This window comes from Methylomicrobium album BG8 (genome assembly GCF_000214275.2).
GTDB classification, from domain to species: domain Bacteria; phylum Pseudomonadota; class Gammaproteobacteria; order Methylococcales; family Methylomonadaceae; genus Methylomicrobium; species Methylomicrobium agile.
In genome coordinates this window covers 4304280-4322577 of the sequence record NZ_CM001475.1, presented here as the reverse complement: position 1 = coordinate 4322577, position 18298 = coordinate 4304280, and the positions used below count along the sequence as shown (strand labels likewise).

At 54.6% G+C, this 18298-nt stretch carries 20 protein-coding genes; 7 read left to right on the top strand and 13 right to left on the bottom strand.

Going from position 1 to position 18298, the window contains the following annotated elements; genetic code table 11:
- Positions 1 to 129 precede the first annotated feature (129 nt).
- From METAL_RS18865 to METAL_RS18850, 5 genes are all read right to left on the bottom strand, one after another.
- On the bottom strand, positions 130 to 477 hold the full coding sequence (locus tag METAL_RS18865; protein WP_005374930.1) for a hypothetical protein: 348 nt from the start codon (positions 475 to 477) through the stop codon (positions 130 to 132).
- A complete protein-coding gene (locus METAL_RS21300) occupies positions 474 to 638 on the bottom strand; it encodes a hypothetical protein (protein WP_213069419.1) in 165 nt (54 codons plus the stop codon). Before METAL_RS21300 ends, METAL_RS18865 begins: the two co-directional genes overlap by 4 nt.
- Before the next feature lie 201 nt (positions 639 to 839).
- On the bottom strand, positions 840 to 1229 hold the full coding sequence (locus METAL_RS18860; RefSeq protein ID WP_005374927.1) for a type II toxin-antitoxin system VapC family toxin: 390 nt from the start codon (positions 1227 to 1229) through the stop codon (positions 840 to 842).
- Positions 1226 to 1471 carry a type II toxin-antitoxin system Phd/YefM family antitoxin gene (locus METAL_RS18855; protein ID WP_005374926.1) on the bottom strand — a complete coding sequence of 82 codons (246 nt, stop codon included), beginning with the start codon at positions 1469 to 1471 and terminating at the stop codon, positions 1226 to 1228. Before METAL_RS18855 ends, METAL_RS18860 begins: the two co-directional genes overlap by 4 nt.
- Before the next feature lie 929 nt (positions 1472 to 2400).
- Positions 2401 to 3654 (bottom strand): IS256 family transposase, encoded by a 1254-nt coding sequence (locus METAL_RS18850; protein ID WP_005372517.1) that lies wholly within the window; start codon positions 3652 to 3654, stop codon positions 2401 to 2403.
- A gap of 157 nt (positions 3655 to 3811) precedes the next feature.
- Between METAL_RS18850 and METAL_RS21905 the strand changes: the two genes are divergently transcribed.
- Entirely contained in the window at positions 3812 to 4519 is a 708-nt protein-coding gene (locus tag METAL_RS21905; protein WP_005374923.1) for a calcium-binding protein, read from the top strand.
- 554 nt (positions 4520 to 5073) lie between these two features.
- Here the strand turns inward: METAL_RS21905 and METAL_RS18835 are convergent.
- The 6 genes from METAL_RS18835 to METAL_RS21295 all read right to left on the bottom strand — a co-directional run bounded on the left by METAL_RS18835 (position 5074) and on the right by METAL_RS21295 (position 8901).
- Positions 5074 to 5343 (bottom strand): hypothetical protein, encoded by a 270-nt coding sequence (locus METAL_RS18835; protein WP_005374922.1) that lies wholly within the window; start codon positions 5341 to 5343, stop codon positions 5074 to 5076.
- An 18-nt stretch (positions 5344 to 5361) separates the two neighbouring features.
- Entirely contained in the window at positions 5362 to 5832 is a 471-nt protein-coding gene (locus METAL_RS18830; RefSeq protein WP_031430249.1) for a Tse2 family ADP-ribosyltransferase toxin, read from the bottom strand.
- Between the two features lie 368 nt (positions 5833 to 6200).
- Positions 6201 to 6668 (bottom strand): papain-like cysteine protease family protein, encoded by a 468-nt coding sequence (locus METAL_RS18825; RefSeq protein WP_005374921.1) that lies wholly within the window; start codon positions 6666 to 6668, stop codon positions 6201 to 6203.
- Positions 6669 to 6927: 259 nt separating this feature from the next.
- Entirely contained in the window at positions 6928 to 7383 is a 456-nt protein-coding gene (locus METAL_RS18820; RefSeq protein WP_213069418.1) for a PIN domain-containing protein, read from the bottom strand.
- A gap of 196 nt (positions 7384 to 7579) precedes the next feature.
- Positions 7580 to 8023 carry a DUF4952 domain-containing protein gene (locus METAL_RS18815; protein WP_051040426.1) on the bottom strand — a complete coding sequence of 148 codons (444 nt, stop codon included), beginning with the start codon at positions 8021 to 8023 and terminating at the stop codon, positions 7580 to 7582.
- Positions 8020 to 8901 carry a hypothetical protein gene (locus tag METAL_RS21295; RefSeq protein WP_157203391.1) on the bottom strand — a complete coding sequence of 294 codons (882 nt, stop codon included), beginning with the start codon at positions 8899 to 8901 and terminating at the stop codon, positions 8020 to 8022. The genes METAL_RS18815 and METAL_RS21295 overlap by 4 nt, the downstream gene beginning before the upstream one ends.
- A gap of 581 nt (positions 8902 to 9482) precedes the next feature.
- On the opposite strand from METAL_RS21295, the gene METAL_RS21290 reads away from it, so the two are divergent.
- Genes METAL_RS21290 through METAL_RS18805 form a run of 3 tightly spaced genes read left to right on the top strand, consistent with a single transcriptional unit; the run spans position 9483 to position 12561 of the window.
- Entirely contained in the window at positions 9483 to 9674 is a 192-nt protein-coding gene (locus METAL_RS21290; protein ID WP_213069417.1) for a hypothetical protein, read from the top strand.
- Between the two features lie 36 nt (positions 9675 to 9710).
- Positions 9711 to 11405 (top strand): ABC transporter ATP-binding protein/permease, encoded by a 1695-nt coding sequence (locus tag METAL_RS18810; protein WP_005374915.1) that lies wholly within the window; start codon positions 9711 to 9713, stop codon positions 11403 to 11405.
- Positions 11406 to 11433: 28 nt separating this feature from the next.
- The gene (locus METAL_RS18805) at positions 11434 to 12561 is read left to right on the top strand and encodes a glycoside hydrolase family 5 protein (RefSeq protein WP_005374914.1); all 1128 of its coding nucleotides are present in this window, start codon (positions 11434 to 11436) and stop codon (positions 12559 to 12561) included.
- 364 nt (positions 12562 to 12925) lie between these two features.
- Here METAL_RS18805 and METAL_RS18800 read toward each other — a convergent pair whose 3' ends face one another.
- Positions 12926 to 13942: a glycosyl transferase family protein gene (locus METAL_RS18800; protein WP_005374913.1), complete on the bottom strand. Its 1017-nt coding sequence runs from the start codon at positions 13940 to 13942 to the stop codon at positions 12926 to 12928.
- Positions 13939 to 14826, bottom strand: a complete 888-nt coding sequence (gene cyoE, locus METAL_RS18795) for a heme o synthase (protein WP_005374912.1) — start codon at positions 14824 to 14826, stop codon at positions 13939 to 13941. Before cyoE ends, METAL_RS18800 begins: the two co-directional genes overlap by 4 nt.
- Positions 14827 to 14925: 99 nt before the next feature.
- Between cyoE and METAL_RS18790 the strand changes: the two genes are divergently transcribed.
- Genes METAL_RS18790 through rsmD form a run of 3 tightly spaced genes read left to right on the top strand, consistent with a single transcriptional unit; the run spans position 14926 to position 18147 of the window.
- Positions 14926 to 16278: a M16 family metallopeptidase gene (locus METAL_RS18790; protein ID WP_005374911.1), complete on the top strand. Its 1353-nt coding sequence runs from the start codon at positions 14926 to 14928 to the stop codon at positions 16276 to 16278.
- Positions 16278 to 17594: a M16 family metallopeptidase gene (locus METAL_RS18785; protein WP_005374910.1), complete on the top strand. Its 1317-nt coding sequence runs from the start codon at positions 16278 to 16280 to the stop codon at positions 17592 to 17594. Before METAL_RS18790 ends, METAL_RS18785 begins: the two co-directional genes overlap by 1 nt.
- On the top strand, positions 17584 to 18147 hold the full coding sequence (gene rsmD, locus METAL_RS18780; RefSeq protein ID WP_005374909.1) for a 16S rRNA (guanine(966)-N(2))-methyltransferase RsmD: 564 nt from the start codon (positions 17584 to 17586) through the stop codon (positions 18145 to 18147). The genes METAL_RS18785 and rsmD overlap by 11 nt, the downstream gene beginning before the upstream one ends.
- The last annotated feature ends 151 nt before the right edge of the window (positions 18148 to 18298 follow it).

Sequence of the window (18298 nt, the reverse complement as noted above, 5' to 3'; positions counted from 1 at the left end):
ATAACTTCCTCTTATTGCCCAAAGCAAGCTTTGGACTTCTGGGTGCCGCAGTAAAACTCAAGCTCTGGCGTTCAAAACTTGCTTTGCCCCCATCCTTCCGTTTAGGGAAATGGCTTGCGGCAAAGATCCTTACTTGCTTTCGAGTTTCTTTTTGGCGGCGTCGGCTTGCCTGCCGATGCTTTCGACCGTGGCGCGGTATTCGGCTTGCGCGGCGTTCGCCGTGTCCGCGATGACCGCGTTGTCCGTGTTCGCTTCCTTGACCAGGCATTCGTAATAGGCCTTGGCCTGCTGTTGCCAAGTATTGATCTTCGCGACGCTTCGGTTGAAGGCTTCGACGTTGGTTTGATCTATCGCCGGTACCTCGGGCTTGTTGCCGCAGTCGGCGAGCGACCATTTGCCGTTCGCGAGGGTGCCGGCGTTGACGCACAAAGGTATTGCCAAGATAAGGCTCAGCAATCGCAGAGTGTTTCGGGTCATCGGTTTTCTCCTGTCAAGTCATCGTTGTAGGGTATGCTGCGCATACCATTTTTTAAGCGCTTGTAGGGCGGATTCGCCGCCAGGCAATCCGCCTCGCTTTGAAGGGGATTGGCGTTTTGCTGACGCGAAAACGCCCTGCAACGCTGCTCTTCATCATTCATAACGCTTAGCGTGGGTGGATAACAGCCTGGTAGGCCGGGCACGTTTTTTGTGCCCGACCTTTTCGATGCGGCGATAGGGCGATAACGGTTACGGATCACCGAAGACATCTTCGCCACCCAAATGTCGGATAACGGTGGCGCTGTTGCCCAGACCTACTGGACTTTCGATAGTACGGACAGCCGCTTATTTTTTGCTGCCATTCATTGGGCATGTTGCACAGGACCTGGGTATTCGGCCAAATAGGCGTCGGATGTCAATAGCGTGATGCCCTCGACAACGGCTTGGGCGATCAGTAAGCGGTCAAAGGGATCTTTATGGATTGGCGGCAACGCGCCGATGGCTACCGCATGCTCGCTCAGGATCGGTAGTTCACTGTAGCCATTGTCCAGCAGGCCGCGCCGCAATAGGCGCGGATCGACCTGGAAGTCTTTACGGCCTAAGCCGCATTTGATAACGATTTCCCAAAGACTGGCGACGCTGAATAACAGTTCGTTTTCAGGGGCGCTCATCAGCGTCTGGGCAGCCGGCGGCAAATATTCAAAACCTTCCGCCGCCCACAGCAATAGATGGGTGTCCAGCAGCAGCTTCATGCGCCATCCTCAAATAACTGCACGATTTCCTGTTCGCCCATCCGGTCAAAATCATCCGGCACTTGGATCTGTCCCGCCATAAAACCGAAGCGCTTGATTTGAGAAGGCTCCGGCGCATTAAGCGCAATCACCTTGACCATCGGCTTACCGGCCTTGGCAATGACAAACGGCTTACCGTTGGCAGCTTGCTCTACCAGTCGGGATAGCTGAGTTTTGGCATCGTGAATGTTGTATATTTGCATGATGATCCTCTGATTAAACTTAGTCCACTTGGTTTAGTTTATCACGGCTCGATACGCTATTCTAGAACATTTATTCATTGAAAGTCGGTCCGAGCTGCGAGCGCAGGTATTTCTCGAAAGTGTCGTCCTTCATCGCCTGATCCACTCACCACGGACGCGGTCAGCCGATCGGCCCGTAACCCGGCGATAAAGGTCAGCGTTTTCCAATGGCCGGCCGGCGTAGCATCCACGCAGCGGGCACCGCCTAAAGCCCGGCCATAACGCCGGAGCATATGGGTGCTGATTCCGGTTTCATCCAAAAACACCCGTTTGGAGAGATCACGGCTTTTTTGCCAAGCCTGCCATTGATCCCGTGCCGCGGCAATACCAGGGTCGTGAGATTGAAAGGGTCAGGCGGTGTCCGGTTTCCAGCCAGCTTTGCAGTTTCTTCAAGGTCATTGATGAGTGTTGCGCTAACTGTTCCACAAGGGCATCGGCATAGGGTTCCAGGATGGCCCGTCGGTAGCCGCCGATGGGCTTGTTCGGCACGCTCCCACTATTTCGCCAAAACTGGTGGATGCGTGAAACAACTCGTAACCCGTAAGGCGGAACCGGCTTTGCCGGGTTCCGCCGAATGAGGTTTGGAATGCCGGATCGCTTGGCATGCCGGTAGGCGATCCGCCAACCCTAGGCCGACAGATAAATAAAGTTTGGTGCATCGCATCAAAGGTGAAGGACTCGTTCGGTGTCGTGGTCGTTCCGAATGGCGGAACCCGGCAAAGCCGGTTCCGCCTTACGGGTTATAAAGACTCAACGATGTCCTCTGGCCAAACGGCTTAATCAAAGGAATTCCCATCGGCGTAAGCACGTCCATTGCCAAATGTAGCAGACCAGAAAGGCAAAAACCATAGCCCACGAGAAATGGTCAAATGTTGTGTACGGGACATTGATTAAGCGGCGACTTTCTCCTGATCTTCCCGTACTCCATCCTTGAAGGAAACTCCCTGAATCACTTCGGCCAGGCGTGCAACGCCGCGTAACTTAAGCCAGCGGCGCTCGGCGCTTTTGACCAGCATGAACACCATCGCCAGGATGCTCTCCCGCGAGACACAGCCCCGCGTCTTGGCCGTGCGCAGTCGCACGGTGGCGAAGGTGGATTCGATCGGGTTGGTCGTCCGGATATGAATCCAGTGCTCTGCCGGAAAATCATAAAACGCGAGCAAGGCATCCTGATCCTTTTCCAGGCAGTCCGCTGCCTTCGGGTACTTCGGCCGATAAACGGTCAGAAAACGACTGAACGCGGTCTCGGCTTCCTTCCGGCTCGCTGCCATCCAGATTTCATGCAGACCCGCCTTGGCTTTCGGTTGTTGGCTCTTGGGCAGCTTGTTCAGGATATTGGCCGTCTTATGCACCCAGCAGCGCTGACTGCGCGTCGTACCGAAGACCTGCGGCAGCGCTTTCCAAAAGCCGAGGGCGCCGTCGCCAATCGCCAATTGGGGATCGATCCTCAAGCCCCTCAACTTTAGGTCCAACAACACTTCCCGCCAGGAAGCTTCGCTTTCCCGGTAACCGTCAGAGAGCGCCACCAGTTCCTTCTTGCCTTCCGGTGTCGCCCCAATCACCACCAGGATGCATTGCGCCGCATCTTCCAGTCGCACGCCGAAGTGGATGCCGTCAACCCACAGATAGACATAGCGCTGGTGCGAGAGATCGCGGCGCGACCAGCACTGCTGCTCGTCTTTCCAACTTTCCTTTAAGCGACTGATCGTGCTCGCCGACAAGCCCGGCGCCTCGGGGCCTAACAGGGTGCTGAGCGCTTCCTGAAAGTCTCCGGTCGAAAGTCCTTTCAGATACAGCCAGGGCAACAATTGCTCCACGGTCTTCGTGCGCCGTAAGTACGGCGGCAGTAGCGACGAAGTAAACCGTAGCTGGCCTGCGCGGTCGCGGATGCGCGGTACCGAAACCTCAATGTCGCCGATGCCAGTCTGGATCGTGCGTTTCGGCAAGCGGCCATTGCGCACGACCCGCTGCAAACCGGCTTGAGTCTTTTCCGTTTGAAAACGCTCCAGAAAGGCGCTGACTTCCGCTTCGATCGCCACCGCCAGCATTCGCTGGGCGCCTTCTCGCAAGACATCGGTTAAAGCATCGGCTATAGGGCTCGCACCCGCTAGCGTTTTTAACGGGATGACCTTATCATTGCTCATGGCGTATTCACTCCTCTTTGTTAGGATTTGATGACCTTGAAGACCATCAAGAATACGCCGCTTTCCTCATTCCTTCATCCACAACTTTCAAGCATAACTCCCGGCAGGGCAGACCGACGTCCTCCAGTTTGCCGCCGACCTGACGCCCGCCGACATCGTGCTCACGCGTACCGGTGACGACCTAGTACTGACGATTGCCGGCACCGGCGACAAGGTCACGATACAAAGCTACCTCTACAATGAGGCGGCCGGCTCTTACCGACTCGAAGAAATTCGCTTCGCCGACGGGACGGTATGGACCCTCGACACGGTCAAAACGTTGCTCATTACCGGTAACGACAGCGCGCAAACGCTGCGCGGCTATGCCACGGCGGACGTGATCGAGGCGGGCGGCGGCAACGACGCCGTGTACGGCGGAGCCGGCGACGACCTGCTGCGGGGCGGCGACGGCAACGACAGCCTGTACGGCGAAGCCGGCGACGACACCCTTGACGGCGGCGCCGGCAACGATACCCTGAATGGCGGCGAAGGAAGCGATATTCTTAGCGGTGGTCTCGGCAAAGACACTTATGTATTAACTGAAACGACGGCCGCTACCGATACTTTGCGGATAGCTGCGGGTGACAGCTTGGTGAATAATTTTGATGTGGTGACTGGTTTCAAGCTGGGCAATGGAACGGCCTCTACTGCGGGTATTGACAGACTTGATCTGGATGACTTTCTAATTGCCGCCAATGTCTCTGCTGCTGATGGCGTTGATTCAGGCATTATCCGTAGCCATAGTATCACCAATGGCTTTATCAGCTTTGATGATATAGACAGCTACACAACGCCACTTTGCCCTTACGACAAGCAATTTAACTAATGTGTATAGTTATCTGCAAAGCAACATTGACACACCAGGTAGCACGGTTACTTTCACGGCCAGTGGCAACACTTATGTTTTCAAGGATGACGGCATTGACGATATGCTAATACAGTTAACGGGCATTACGGCTAACAGTATCGATACAACAGGGTTGGCAGCGGGTGCGGTATGGATTGTTTAACCTTTGCAGTCTGAAGCTGGAACCGGCAGGCAGCATACAGGCGATCGTCGCCGGCGCGTCTGTCGGGGTAATCAGCCCGACATCTTAGCGGCTGTTTGGAAATTATCAACCAAGGCTACGGCTGGTGTGGCATTTGGCCATAAACCTCAGTTCCACGATTAGAGCCCCCCAAAACCTTGCCCTATCTGGCTTGGCTTTGGAGTTTCCAAACAGCTTCTAACGTTCACCATAACCGGCGTGCCAAAGCAGGGTGCAGCGGCGCTTTGGCACGTCCGGGTTGATGGTGTTGTTAGGTCAATATATTGAATTAGAAGTCTAAAATGTTGGGGTTCGTACCTCACCCCAACCTACCGCGCTGGAGACTTTTCCTTCAATACAGTTCAAACTTACGGATGAGCTGTTCGTAACTGGGTAGATTGATTCCTTCCGCCAAGGCGCTTTCATATTCAGCCTGTAGCGCTTCCAAAACGTCGTAATACTGTTCTATCGTTTCCTGAAGATTACATTTTTCGTCAATCTTTTCATCATCCAATTCTTGGATGCTGGCGTTCAAGGCATTCAGTTCGCCATTCAAGTCATGAATCTTCGCGGCGAGTATCGGGATGACAACAGAAAGGTCTCTTTCGCTGATTGATCGCACAGGTCACCTCACATGGGGTCAAATAGAAGAAAATTTGAGGGAATCGCGCTTGTCTTCGACCGCCCTTGCAAGCGCCGACCTTGCGAGCGTGTTGAGTGCACCCTCGTAAGCGGTTTTCGTCATGGCGTTGATACACCGCAACGAATAATGATTGGGGTCGCGTTTGCTGGGAGTATGTTTGACATCTAACGATGCTGGAATTGGTGTGTCTTTGGGTAGCAGGAAATAAAACCACCCGCCATAGCCGAAACAGCCTGGGGTCCCGCTCAACGATGTTCCTTCTTTCCAGCTCACATAAGGATTATTCGATTGATTGCGGTCATTGATCCCCCGTATCCAAATAACATCATTCGTATCCTTGAAAGTGGTAACGTCTGGCGCACGGAAAGTTCCATCGCCACGTTCAAACCCTTCATATTCAGGGTGCAGGCTACCGGAGCCTTCCCGCCGGATAAAATTCTCCTGCCGTTTCGAAGTATTTTCCCCCATGCAGATGCTTTGCAGGCGCGGTATAGATCAAGCGGGATATTGGTCATGATGAGCCTTTTTAAGGTGTTATTAATCGCGTATTCGTTTCGAGCGCTGTGCGTATCCTACATGGCTTATAAATTAACAGGCTGTTGAAAAATGCAGTTCCAGAACCAAAGGATGCTACATGTTGTATTTTATGAAAAACATAAACACTGTATATGGAGAATAGCCATCAAGATTTTGCAAAAATCAACAGCCTGTTAAAGCCATCTAACGTAGAGCTAACCGGGCGTGGCCCGAAAAGCTGAAAAACAAAAACGGATTATAACTGCGCTCCGGTTGAGCGCCATGTTATGCGTCACGCAGACTTCCTCGCAATATGCTGACTAATAGCGACCAGGATCTTTTACCATAAGACAACCAGACAATTGCGATGCCAGTTTTTCATTAAACCATTTCACTGTTCCCTCCTTTTTGACACCTTGATCGGGATCGTTAAAGTAAGCCTTGCCTTTCCCTACGCCGGTCAGCACTATGATATGACCTACACCGAACCAGTAACCTGCGCACCATACTGGACCGCCATCACGGAGGTACTTAAAAAGATCATTTTCTGAATGTTGGTTTTTTACTGGAAGTTTGTAGAGCCCGACCTTCTCGGCAAGTGTTATAAATTCTGTAGGATAGAGTCCTGTGGTATCGGCAACTTCATATTTGCTTGCTACTGTGTTCATCGGGCCAGCACCTTTGCCATTTTGTTGCCAATACAGCCAAATCATGTAGGCACTGGTGTGCCAACAACAATTCGCTTTCTCTTGAGCCTCTAAAGGAACATTAAGTTGAATGCTTGGCATGGGATACTCCTGTTGGTTGAACTGAAGACGTATAACGTAGAGCTAAGCCGACCGCTGGAGCGTAGCGGAAGCGGGTCGGCTTGAGCGTATTGTTAGGCATGCGACCTATCGCGTGATTGGTTCACGCTGCTAGCCTTACGTGGTGGTAATGAAACCACTCGTTCCAAGTGGGCAGCCTGCTTTGCCATAAGATCTTCAAACATAGCGTCAGCGCTATAAGCTAAACTGGCGCGCATATTCGTCTCTAAGTGCTCGTGTTTCAGTAACAATGGGGTCTTTCCACATATTTATTCCTCGGTAAGTTCCAATGGTGTGCAGATAACGGGTGGTTCGTAACCAGGTGCCCGACAGGTAGCTTCGATTTTAGGTCTCGTATGTGCGTGCAATTCCACGTTAGCAGATACTCGATGCCATTTATAACGGCAATCAAGTTGGCTTTAGCTTGTCTAATGATAATTTCTGCCTTTTCGAAATATTCATCTGATAAAAGATGTAACGCCGCTTCTGCTATCCAGCCTTGCTTTATGGTAAATTGTGGATTTAAGCGCTCAATATGAAATCGCAGAAGATAGTCAAAGGCAGTCCCGACTAAACTATAGCGCTTTGTTAATGGTGGAGCAAGTATCTCCTTTTTGACCTGCAACTTAGGTTTTGTAAACTCACTGCTGAATCTTTCACGAATATCGGGTTTCGTCAAAAATGTTGTCGAACTCATGATATTCACTTCCCTATTAAAAAACAAATTAACTAACGTTTAAATCCAGCTCTACAACCCTATAGGTCGGGCACGCTTCTTGTGCCCGACATTTGCAGGGTTTCAATTGGGCAGCGGTTTCAGATTGTTGCAATAGCAGAGCAAGATTGCCTCCTAAACGTCGGGCAACGATGAAGCTGTTGCCCAACCTACCCGGCTAAATGTCTTCAGTTAACGTTTCCACCACAATTTCAAAGCTAGGTATGTTGCGCCATTGCTTTCGACGTTTAACGTCGGTTTCTGCTGACATCATATAAACCATGTAGGTACGACCATCGTCGCCAGTGAATTGACCTGGAGGGCTGTCCCACTGGCAGCAGGATTTTTTCAGGTGCGGCAAATTGGCTACGCGTTCAAAAAAAGCCTCGACCGCCGCCGCATGGGCACCAGCGACACGATAGACGGCTCGTAACGGCTTGCCTTGCTGACCCTTGTCCAGCTCGCATTTAATAAACAGGACGTGGGGTGGTTTTATATGCAGTCTACTCAAAAAATCTGCACACCCGAATTTTAAGGGCGCAGGTGCAGCAGAGCGCCCCATCGCGCCGGAGGCATGCGCCATTATAACGGCAAGAAGAAAAAAGCGAAAAAGTCGCATCATTGTTTCACAATAAGATGACCCACCTTTTTGCCTACGGAACCGGGCACGCGATGGGAAATTAGATAATTATAGATAGCAGTCCATTTTCCAAGCTCATGGACGGTTACGCATCCTTCTGACAAATGACCAACATGAATGTACCGACTGCTGTTCTGCATTGTTCCGTTTATGCCAATCGGAAACCAGACATCATTACCGATCATGCCGGGGGTTGCCGCCACATAGCCTGCTGTAGAAATCATTTGATGTGAATAATCGGGTGCAAGGATGATATGAGAACCCGGCGGAATGGGAGAATAACTGCCATTCCAAACGCTATTTAGGGTTACCAAAGCTGCTTGTGTATTAAAAGTTAGCGTTGCCCATTGCTGTTTTAACTTGCCCTTAAATTTCGATATTTCTTCGACTGGCTTACCTTGGTACTCCACAGTAACAGATGCCGCCCCCGCTGGACCAGCTATATCTAAATAGCGTCCAGCATTAGCATTGGTGAGAGATGCTATTTCTCCAAGAGAAATATACCCGTCCATGATTTTGAAATATGTGCGGTCTTTATCACGTCGGAGAACAGCTACTTGGGTATATTCGCACAAAGATATTCGTTGATCTGATTTGCTTAATTTTACTGTCAACCAGCCAGATGAATCAGCTCGACGAGTATATTTAATTATTACATTACCGATATGATGTGAGCCAAGAGGGCTTGGACTATTAACTATTTGCCCTGTTGCGGGCACTCTGCCTGTCGGCATTTTCAATTCTCCATTTTCTCGTTCCCAAGCTTTGCTTGCACAAACCCGTAAGGCGGAACCGGCTTTGCCAGGCTCCGTTGAATGAGTTCCGTCGAATGAGGTTTGGAATGCCGGATCGCTTGACATGCCGGCAGGCGATCCGTCAATCCTAGGCCGACAAATAAAATAAAGTTTGGCGCATCCCATCCAAGGTGCAGGGTTCGTTCGGCATCGTGATTGTTCCAAATGGCGGAACCCGGCAAAGCCGGTTCCGCCTTACGGGTTACGGGTTACGGGTTACGGGTTACGGGTTACGGGTTACGGGTTACGGGTTACGGGTTACGGGTTTTTTTGAGCGATGTGGCTCAATGTGTCGCCATTTTGAACAATATATTCGAACATTTCATTCTCGGTGAAAGCCTAACTAAAATTAGACCCCAAAAACAACCCATAAAAATTTATGGAGTCAGTCTGCTAAATATCTAGGCGAAACTATAATTCAAACAATATCATGAGGCAAATCAATTTTAGTACGCCCAGTAGTGCATCGATCAGACATGAAAAACACACCTGACCCAACCAAACCGCCAAGGCTATTAGATCAAGTTGTCTCTAAAATGCGGGCTAATTAAACATTTTAAACATTTAGCTCGATGCGTATGGGGTTATGGCTTTGGTCCAATGGGTTTGATTCTACAAAGCCACAATGATTGTTTCGAGATGCGCCGATGGGCAGTTATCTGCTGCGCCCATGTTGTGCAATGGCCGATCGGGCAAACGCCGAAAAGCCCCGCTGCTCAAACAAAACATATTTCTTTCAAAGTAAAAATTCAATTACAATCGCGGACCAATGCGCTTCAATGGGTCTGCTGGGAGCAAAACTGGCTGGTGTCGGAGAATGGCCTATCCTTGATGATTGAATGTCATAATTTTTACTTCGAGACAGAGAATGACCTATGCATAACGCCAAGGGATTTTTTCTTCAGTTTATCGCGCTGGCCGGCCCTTACTGGAATTCCGAGGACAAGGCCGTCATCCGCAAGCGGGCCCTGGCGCTGATTCTGCTGACCATTCTGCAGATCGTGATGGCGATCTTGATCAATGCCTGGAGCGCGGGACTTTTCGATGCGCTGGAACAGCATTCGATGGCTGGGCTGCTCAAGCAGATCGGTCTGCTGGTGCTGATTTTCGTGGCTGGCATTCTGATCATTTCGAAGCACCTGACGGTCAAGCGTAGCCTGCAGATTGGCTGGCGCCGCTGGCTGACCGAGCGGGTCAGTTCGAAATGGATGGACCACGGCAAGCAATACCAGGTCATCTTTATGCCGGGCGAGCACGATAATCCGGACGGACGCATCGCCGAGGATATTCGCATCGTGAGCGAAGAAGCGATTCAACTGCTGCATTCGCTGTTCTACAGCCTTTTGCTGCTGATCAGCTTCACCAAGATTTTATGGACGCTTTCGGGCGTGCTGACTTTCACGCTGGCCGGGGCGGAATTTCAGCTTCACGGCCATCTGGTTTGGATTGCCATCATTTATGCGCTAGGCGCTTCCGTTCTGGGCTGGTGGGTCGGACGGCCGCTGGTCAGCGCGACCAACGTGCGGCAAACGGTGGAAGCGAATTTCCGTTTCGGATTGGTCAAGGCCCGCGAAAATTCGATGGCGATTGCGCTGATTCATGGCGAAGACAACGAAAAAGAACGCTTCAAAACCTTGTTTGAGGCCATTTCGGAGGCTTACGACCGGCAAACCCTGGCCTGGCGGAATATCATGATGTTCACTTCCGGTTATTCGGTGCTGTCGATGGCCTTTCCGATTCTTGTTTCCGCGCCGCGTTATGTGCTGGGCTCCATTTCGCTCGGCGCCCTGATGCAGTCCGCGCAGGCCTTTCAGCACATGGCTTCGGCATTGTCCTGGCCGGTCGACAACATGGCGGCGGTTGCCAACTGGCGCGCGTCGGCGGACCGCGTGTTGGGATTGGTTCAGGCGCTGAGCCATCTGGAGGAGGAAATCGCCTGTGGCGGGCAAGATCGAATCTGTCTGTCCAAATCGCAATTACCGGTTCTGAGCGTGCATGATCTGTGCCTCGCTAAGCAGGATGGCGAAGCGGTCGCCTCGGGTATCCATGTGGAAATCAAACCGTTCGAGCGCGTCCTGGTGAACGGCAATACCGCTACCGGTGCCAAACTGTTCAAGGCAATTGTCGGGCTCTGGCCGTGGGGCAGCGGGCGGATCGAGCTACCGGACGACGAACCGATGTTTTTCATGCCGCCGCGCCCTTATCTGCCGAGCGGTACGCTCAGAGAGGCGATCTGTTATCCGCACCGCCCGGACGATTTCAGTACGGCGAAGCTTAAAGAAATCCTGAATAAAGTCGGCCTCGGCGAGTTGCAGGAGCAACTGGATGGCGTCGAAAATTGGGAAACGGCATTGAGCCGCGAGCAGCAGCAGCGCCTGGGCGCAGTACGGTTATTGTTGGATCGTCCCAAATGGATTTTGCTGCAGGAGGCATTCGATTCGCTGGACCCGCGCGGCGAAGTCGAGATGCTGCGCTTGATCCGCGAAGAACTGCCCGAGGCCGCGATGCTGACCATCACCAACCAGCCGACCGCGGATGCGTTTCATCAGCGGCGTATTGTTTTGCCGTGAGTAACAAAAAACGACCCGCAAGAGGAGCATGACGCTGAAGTTGGCACACGAACCACATCAAGGCAAGAAATTGCGCGGAGTAAACCTGGGTGGCTGGCTGCTGCTCGAAAAATGGATTACGCCGAGCCTGTTCGAAGGCCTTGCCGCGGCCGACGAGACCACCTATTGCGCAGAGCTCGGCGAACGCGCCGATGCGCTGCTGAAGCACCACTGGAATACGTTTATCGCCGAGTCCGATTTTGCCTGGCTGGCCGGCGTCGGCATCAATGCGGTCAGGATTCCGGTCGGGCATTGGCTGTTCGGGCCCGATTATCCTTACCATCGCGCCTACGGCGCTGCGGCGCATCCTTTCGTCGTCGGCGGCCTCGGTATTCTCGACCGTGCTTTCGACTGGGCGGAAACCTATGGATTACAGATCGTGCTCGACCTGCACGCGGCGCCGGGTTGCCAGAACGGCTTCGATAACGGCGGCATCAAGGACGTCTGCGAATGGCATACGCGGCCGGAATATCTGGAACATTCGCTGAACGTGCTCGAAAAACTGGCCGAACGCTACCGGGGCCGTTCCGCGCTGCATGCGATCGAGGTGTTGAACGAACCCCGCTGGGACGTCCCGACCGACTATCTGAAGCGCTACAGCCAGTCGGGCTATGAAAGAATCCGGAAGCATTGCCGGCCCGAAGACGTCGCGGTCGTTTTTCATGACGGTTTCCGTTCGTTCCGCGAATATACCGGATTTATGGCCGGGCCCGAATTCGGGAATGTGGTGTTCGATATCCATCGTTACCAGTGTTTCGACCGCGCCGACATCGACCTGGACATCTACGGGCATATCGAAAAATCGGCCATTACCTGGAAACAGGAAGCCGACGAGATTATTCGGGAACTGCGCCTGCCGACCTATGTCGGGGAATGGAGCTTGGGACTTAACCCGCATGTGGTTTCTTTGTGGGAGGAAGGCCCCTTCAACTATACTCTCGAGCACATGGATAGATTCCAAATGGATGTCGGCTACCGCGCCTACGCGGCTGCGCAGGTGGCCACCTTCGAAAAATATCTCGGCTGGTTTTTTTGGACCTACAAAACCGAAACCGCGCCGGAATGGTGCTTCCGGGAATGCGTCGAAAGAGGCTGGCTGCCGGCGCGGTTTGATTGATAAAGCTCATTATCCGCTCCGCAGCCTTACCCAGCCCAGAAGCTCCTGAGCGGGACGGGGTTTATAACCCCGTCCCCCACGTTTGAAGACCTACCGCCAGCATAAAATCATCGTCTGTGTTCGCGCGATCTAAATGTTACGGACGGGATAAATATCCCGTCCGGCGCCTGTATCTTAAGGGTTCAGCCCCGTAGGGTACGCTGTGCGTACCTTTCGACATGGATGGTACGCACAGCGTACCCTACGGGGTTGGACTTAACGGCAGGGCACCCTTCAGAAGGTGAGGACTTTCCTACACGGGAGATGAAAATGCTCTAGCGGCGAGAAAAGCCAAAACGATAGGGAATAAGCCTACCCGGACAGTTTATGTTTTACCTTTATTGCGGCGTTCCCAATATATTGCCGCCAGTTGCTGCGCGGCCTCCTGTGTATCCGCCTTGCCCAGCAGTTTCAAGGCGACGGCGCACGTGCCTATGACGGAGGCCTCGGCAAATTCGTCCCGCGCTTCGCCTCGCCAGACTTTGACCAGTTGGGCCGGATCGAGCGTTTCGGGTTTGACGTGGCGCTTCGCAAATAAGGCCGGCCATTCCTCGTCGAACAGTTCGCCGCAATGCACGCTTTGCACGAGGCAGCTCATGTCCGGATTACGCTCGGTCTCGCCGCCTTCGCCTTTCAGCACGGCGGCGTGCGGCTGCTTCAGCAACTGCGCGGCGAGTTGGTGCACGGGCCGGTAGCCGGGATGGAAGATGCCCTGGATGCTGTAGTCGGCGTCGAGCGGGTTCAACAGCCGCACCAGCGTGTGTACCGGCGAACGCAGGCCCAGAATCGGGCGCAGTTCGATGATCTCGTGCAGTTTCGGGCAGAAATGTTCCAGGGGCAGATAGCTGAACGAACGTTCGGCCAACTGTCGTTTGGCCTCGGCGATCGAGTGCGCGGGCGAAAGCCCCAGCACGTCGAGCATGTCTTCGGTATAAAGCCGTCCGGTCGCCGGTCCCTTGGCGCCGTGCATCAAAACCTTCACGCCGTTTTCGGCGAGCAGGAGCGCCGACAGCAGATACCAGGGCAGATGCCGACGTTTGCCCGCGTAGGTCGACCAGTCCAGATCGGCGAGATTCTGCGTGTCGCCCACAGTGAACGACTCGCGCGCGGCCTGCGCGAAACCGGCCAGCTCTTCCGGCGTTTCTTCCTTCACCCGCATCAGCATCAGAAAGGCGCCGAGTTGGATCGGCAGCACTTCGTCCGCCAGGATCATCCGCATCGCCCGGTAGGCTTCATCCTGCGTCAGCGGGCGCGAGCCGTGCTTGCCCTTGCCGAGAATCCGGATGGTTTCGGCAAACGGATGTTCGGGCGAAGACGTTTGCAAGTGGTGGGAGAAAGTCATGGTCTTATCATGACATAATGATCGAGCAGCAGCACCGCGAACAGCACGGTGAGGTAGATGATCGAATAGGCGAAGGTCTGCATCGCGGTCTTGTTGTCCTTCCGCCGCATCATCAGCACGGCGTAATAAATGAAGATCGATCCCAACAGTACCGCCGCGGCGAGATAAATCAGGCCGGACATGCCGGTCAGATACAGCAGCACGGTCACGATCAGCAGCAGCACCGTATACAGCAGAATCTGCAGGCGCGTGAATTCGTTGCCGTGGGTCACCGGCAGCATCGGAATGTTCACTTTGGCGTACTCTTCGCGCCGGGCGATCGCGAGTGCCCAGAAATGCGGCGGCGTCCAGACGAAGATGATCAGCATCAGCAGCAGCGCGTAAGGATGTACTTGGTTGGTCATCGCGGCCCAGCCCAAGAGCGGCGGAGTCGCCCCGAAGATGCCGCCGATCACGATGTTTTGCGGGGTCAACCGTTTCAGGTAGACGGTGTAAATGAACGCATAGCCGAACAGCGATACAAAGGTCAAAACCGCGGTCAGCACGTTGACCTTAGTTACCAGCAGCGCCATCGACGCGATGCCGAGAACTGCGGCGAACGCGATCACTTGTGACGCGGAAAGTTCGCCTTTGGGCAGCGGCCGGTTTTCGGTCCGGCGCATTTCAGCGTCGGCCTTGCGGTCGATAAACTGGTTAATCGCGGCGGCCGAAGAGGCGGCCAAAGCGATCCCGACAACACTGTAAGCCAGCGTGTCCAGCGGCGGCATGCCGGGCACCGCCAGCAGCATGCCGACGATCGCGGTAAACAGCATTTCCAGGACCACGTTCGGTTTGCACAGGGTCAGGTATTTTTTCCAGGCCAGGGCCGGAGAGAGGCTCGTCATCGTAAATCACACCATCTTTCACAATTCTTATAGAATACAGGGAACGCTAGCTGATGGAAATAGTCGGAAGCGCTAACATTGGGTCAACAAGAGGGAGTCATGAAAAAGCGATTATTTTGTGCGATAGTGCTGGGCCTGCCGGTTTGCGCCGGCGCCGCAGAGCCGAAAGTTTCGGAGCATCAACTGAAAAACGGCCTGAAAGTCCTGGTCCAGGAGGATCACCGCTCGCCGGTCGTGGTGTCGCAGGTCTGGTACAAGGTCGGTTCCAGTTACGAGCCGGGCGGCATCACCGGCATCTCGCACATGCTGGAACATATGATGTTCAAAGGTACAGACAAATTGAAGCCGGGCGAGTTCTCGCGGATCATCGCCGAAAACGGCGGCGAGGAAAACGCGTTTACCGGCACCGACTATACCGCTTATTTCCAGACCATGAACGCTTCCAGGCTGGCGGTCAGCTTCGAACTGGAAGCCGACCGGATGCGGCACCTGCACCTGTTGCCCGAAGAATTGAAAAAAGAACTGGAAGTCGTGACCGAAGAGCGGCGAATGCGCACCGAAGACAATCCGCAGGCGAAAGTCGGCGAATATTTCTCGGCCGCGGCCTATACCAACAGTCCCTACCAGCATCCGGTAATCGGCTGGCCGAGCGATATCGCCCATTACACGGTCGAGGATCTGAATGCCTGGTACCAGCGCTGGTATGCGCCGAACAATGCGACCCTGGTCGTGGTCGGCGATGTCAAGGCCGACGAAGTGTTTGCGCTGGCCGAAAAATATTTCGCCGAATTGAAGCCGAGCGAAATCAAGCCGATCAAACCGCAAACCGAAGTGCCGCAACTCGGCGTGCGCAAGATCACCGTGAAGGTGCCGGCCAAGCTGCCGTATCTGGCGATGGGCTACAAAGCGCCTTCGCTGGCGACTGCGGCAGAGGACTGGGAAGCCTATGCGCTGGAAGTGCTGGCCGGCGTACTGGACGGCGGCAACAGCGCGCGGCTGTCTTCGCGCCTGGTGCGCGGCAAACAGATCGCGGTCAGCGCGGGCGCGGGTTATAGCCTGGCTTCGAGGCTGTCGACTTTGTTCGAACTGGAAGGCACGCCGGCGGAAGGCAAAAAGATCGGCGATCTGGAAGCCGCGCTGAAAAAAGAAATCGCGGAACTGCAAAAAACGCTGATCGGCAAGGAAGAACTGGAGCGGATCAAGGCGCAGGTGCTGGCCAATCAGGTCTATCAGCGCGATTCGAACTTCTACCAGGCAATGCAGCTCGGCATGTTCGAAACGGTCGGGCTCGGCTGGCCGAAGGTCGACGAATACGTCAAAAGAATCCAGCAGGTCACCGCCGAGCAGGTGCGCGACGTCGCGAAAAAATACCTGATCGAGGACCATTTGACCGTGGCCTATCTGGAACCGCAACCGATCAACGAACCAGCCGTCCACAAGGGAGACAAGTAATGCGTAACAGTTTATGGGGATTATTCTTGCTCGCGGTCAGTCAGGCCGTCTGGCCGTCGGTCAACATCGAGCATTGGCAGACCGCGCAAGGTTCCCGGGTTTTTTTCGTGCATACCGACGGCTTGCCGATTGCGGACATCGTGATCGATTTCGATGCGGGCAGCGCGCGGGACGGCAAACGGGCGGGGCTGGCGGCGCTGACTTCGAACGTGCTGGACACGGGCGCCGGCCAATGGAATGCGGACCGGATCGCCGAACGCTTCGAGAGCGTCGGGGCGCAGTTCGGGACGAGCATTTCGAATGACACCGCCAGCGCCACGCTGCGTACGCTGACCGAAAAGCCGCTGTTCGACAAGGCGATCGAAACGCTGCATGTGATTCTGACCAAGCCGACATTCAACGAGGCCGACTTCCAGCGCGAGAAAAAACGGACGCTGGCCGGGTTGAAGCTGCGCGAAGAATCGCCCGGCGATCTGGCCGACATCGCTTTTTCGAAGGCGCTGTACGGCGAGCATCCCTATGCGCATCCGGAGAGCGGGCTGATCGAAACGGTGGCTCCTTTGAAAGCGGCCGATCTGCGCGCCTTCTACCGGCAATATTACGTGGCCGCGAATGCGGTCGTCGTGCTCGTCGGCAACCTGAGCCGCGAGCAGGCCGAAGCCACCGTCGCCGCTTTGTTGAAGGATCTGCCGGCCGGGCAAAAGGCCGCGCCGCTGCCCGATGTGGCGATGCCGGCAAAGGCGACCAGCCAGTATACCGCGTATCCTTCGACTCAGACCCATGTGCTGGTCGGGCTGCCCGGCATCGACCGCAAGGATCCGGATTTTTTCAGCCTGTTCGTCGGCAATCACATTCTCGGCGGCAGCGGACTGGTGTCGAAACTGTTCGACGAAATCCGCGAGAAGCGCGGGCTGGCCTACAGCGCCTACAGCGCCTTCAAACCGATGCTGAAAAAAGGGCCGTTCGTGCTCGGGCTGCAAACGCGCAACGACCAGACCGGGGAAGCACTGAAGGTGTTGAACCAGACGCTGGCCGACTTTATCGCGAAAGGCCCGACCGAAGCGGAATTGACCGCCGCGAAGAAAAACATCACCGGCGGCTTTCCGATGCGCTTCGACACCAACAAGAAGCTCGCCAATTATGTCGCGATGATCGGCTTTTACGATTTGCCGCTCGATTATCTGGATACCTTTACGCAAAAGGTTAACGCGGTCACGGTCGCCTCGATCGTCGATGCGTTCAAACGCCATGTCGACCTGAATTTGTTGCAGACCGTGACCGTCGGCGGCGACGCGCAGGCGAAAAGTGGCCAATAAGGTCAGGATCATCGGCGGCGAATGGCGCAGCCGCCTGCTGCGCTTTGAGGATGTGCCGGGACTGCGGCCGACGCCGGGCCGCGTTCGCGAAACCCTGTTCAACTGGCTGCAATACGACATTGCTGGCAGCCGCTGCCTGGACTTGTATGCCGGCAGCGGCGCGCTGGGCTTCGAGGCCGCCTCGCGCGGCGCGAAAGAGATCGTGCAGGTCGAAAGCGATGCGACGGCCTGCAAAAATCTGCGCGCGAATGCGGCCGCACTGGGATCGAACCGGAACCGTATCGTGGAAAAGGAGGTGGAGCGGTTCCTGTCCGGGCCTTCGGATGCCTATGACGTGGTTTTCCTGGATCCGCCGTTCGCGAAAAACCTGGTGCTGACAACCTGCCGGCTGCTGGAGCAAAACGGCTGGCTGGCGGACCCAGCGCGGATTTATGTCGAAGCCGAGGCCGGTCTGGCGCTTGAGGGGCTGCCGGACAACTGGGAATTGTTGAAGTACAAAACGGCGGGCGAGGTGGCTTACCGGTTATTCGCCCGGCACTTGCAGTCAGCATAAACCCCTCTTCCTGAGGGATAATGCCGCTCAATTAGGGCATTACGTAGGGTGGATAAGCGAAGCGCATCCGGCATCGGCGTGGTGGATGCGCTTCGCTTATCCACCCTACGGCCCATTCACTTAACGGCATTGCCCTGAGGGAAGGAGAGGG

What these genes read in the sequence shown, in the direction of transcription:
- METAL_RS18865 (WP_005374930.1), bottom strand. Translation starts at nt 477, where the DNA reads ATGACCCGAAACACTCTGCGATTGCTGAGCCTTATCTTGGCAATACCT.
- METAL_RS21300 (WP_213069419.1), bottom strand. Translation starts at nt 638, where the DNA reads ATGAATGATGAAGAGCAGCGTTGCAGGGCGTTTTCGCGTCAGCAAAAC.
- METAL_RS18860 (WP_005374927.1), bottom strand. Translation starts at nt 1,229, where the DNA reads ATGAAGCTGCTGCTGGACACCCATCTATTGCTGTGGGCGGCGGAAGGT.
- METAL_RS18855 (WP_005374926.1), bottom strand. Translation starts at nt 1,471, where the DNA reads ATGCAAATATACAACATTCACGATGCCAAAACTCAGCTATCCCGACTG.
- METAL_RS18850 (WP_005372517.1), bottom strand. Translation starts at nt 3,654, where the DNA reads ATGAGCAATGATAAGGTCATCCCGTTAAAAACGCTAGCGGGTGCGAGC.
- METAL_RS18830 (WP_031430249.1), bottom strand. Translation starts at nt 5,832, where the DNA reads ATGGGGGAAAATACTTCGAAACGGCAGGAGAATTTTATCCGGCGGGAA.
- METAL_RS18825 (WP_005374921.1), bottom strand. Translation starts at nt 6,668, where the DNA reads ATGCCAAGCATTCAACTTAATGTTCCTTTAGAGGCTCAAGAGAAAGCG.
- METAL_RS18820 (WP_213069418.1), bottom strand. Translation starts at nt 7,383, where the DNA reads ATGAGTTCGACAACATTTTTGACGAAACCCGATATTCGTGAAAGATTC.
- METAL_RS18815 (WP_051040426.1), bottom strand. Translation starts at nt 8,023, where the DNA reads ATGATGCGACTTTTTCGCTTTTTTCTTCTTGCCGTTATAATGGCGCAT.
- METAL_RS21295 (WP_157203391.1), bottom strand. Translation starts at nt 8,901, where the DNA reads ATGTCAAGCGATCCGGCATTCCAAACCTCATTCGACGGAACTCATTCA.
- METAL_RS21290 (WP_213069417.1), top strand. Translation starts at nt 9,483, where the DNA reads ATGGGCAGTTATCTGCTGCGCCCATGTTGTGCAATGGCCGATCGGGCA.
- METAL_RS18810 (WP_005374915.1), top strand. Translation starts at nt 9,711, where the DNA reads ATGCATAACGCCAAGGGATTTTTTCTTCAGTTTATCGCGCTGGCCGGC.
- METAL_RS18805 (WP_005374914.1), top strand. Translation starts at nt 11,434, where the DNA reads ATGACGCTGAAGTTGGCACACGAACCACATCAAGGCAAGAAATTGCGC.
- METAL_RS18800 (WP_005374913.1), bottom strand. Translation starts at nt 13,942, where the DNA reads ATGACTTTCTCCCACCACTTGCAAACGTCTTCGCCCGAACATCCGTTT.
- cyoE (WP_005374912.1), bottom strand. Translation starts at nt 14,826, where the DNA reads ATGACGAGCCTCTCTCCGGCCCTGGCCTGGAAAAAATACCTGACCCTG.
- METAL_RS18790 (WP_005374911.1), top strand. Translation starts at nt 14,926, where the DNA reads ATGAAAAAGCGATTATTTTGTGCGATAGTGCTGGGCCTGCCGGTTTGC.
- METAL_RS18785 (WP_005374910.1), top strand. Translation starts at nt 16,278, where the DNA reads ATGCGTAACAGTTTATGGGGATTATTCTTGCTCGCGGTCAGTCAGGCC.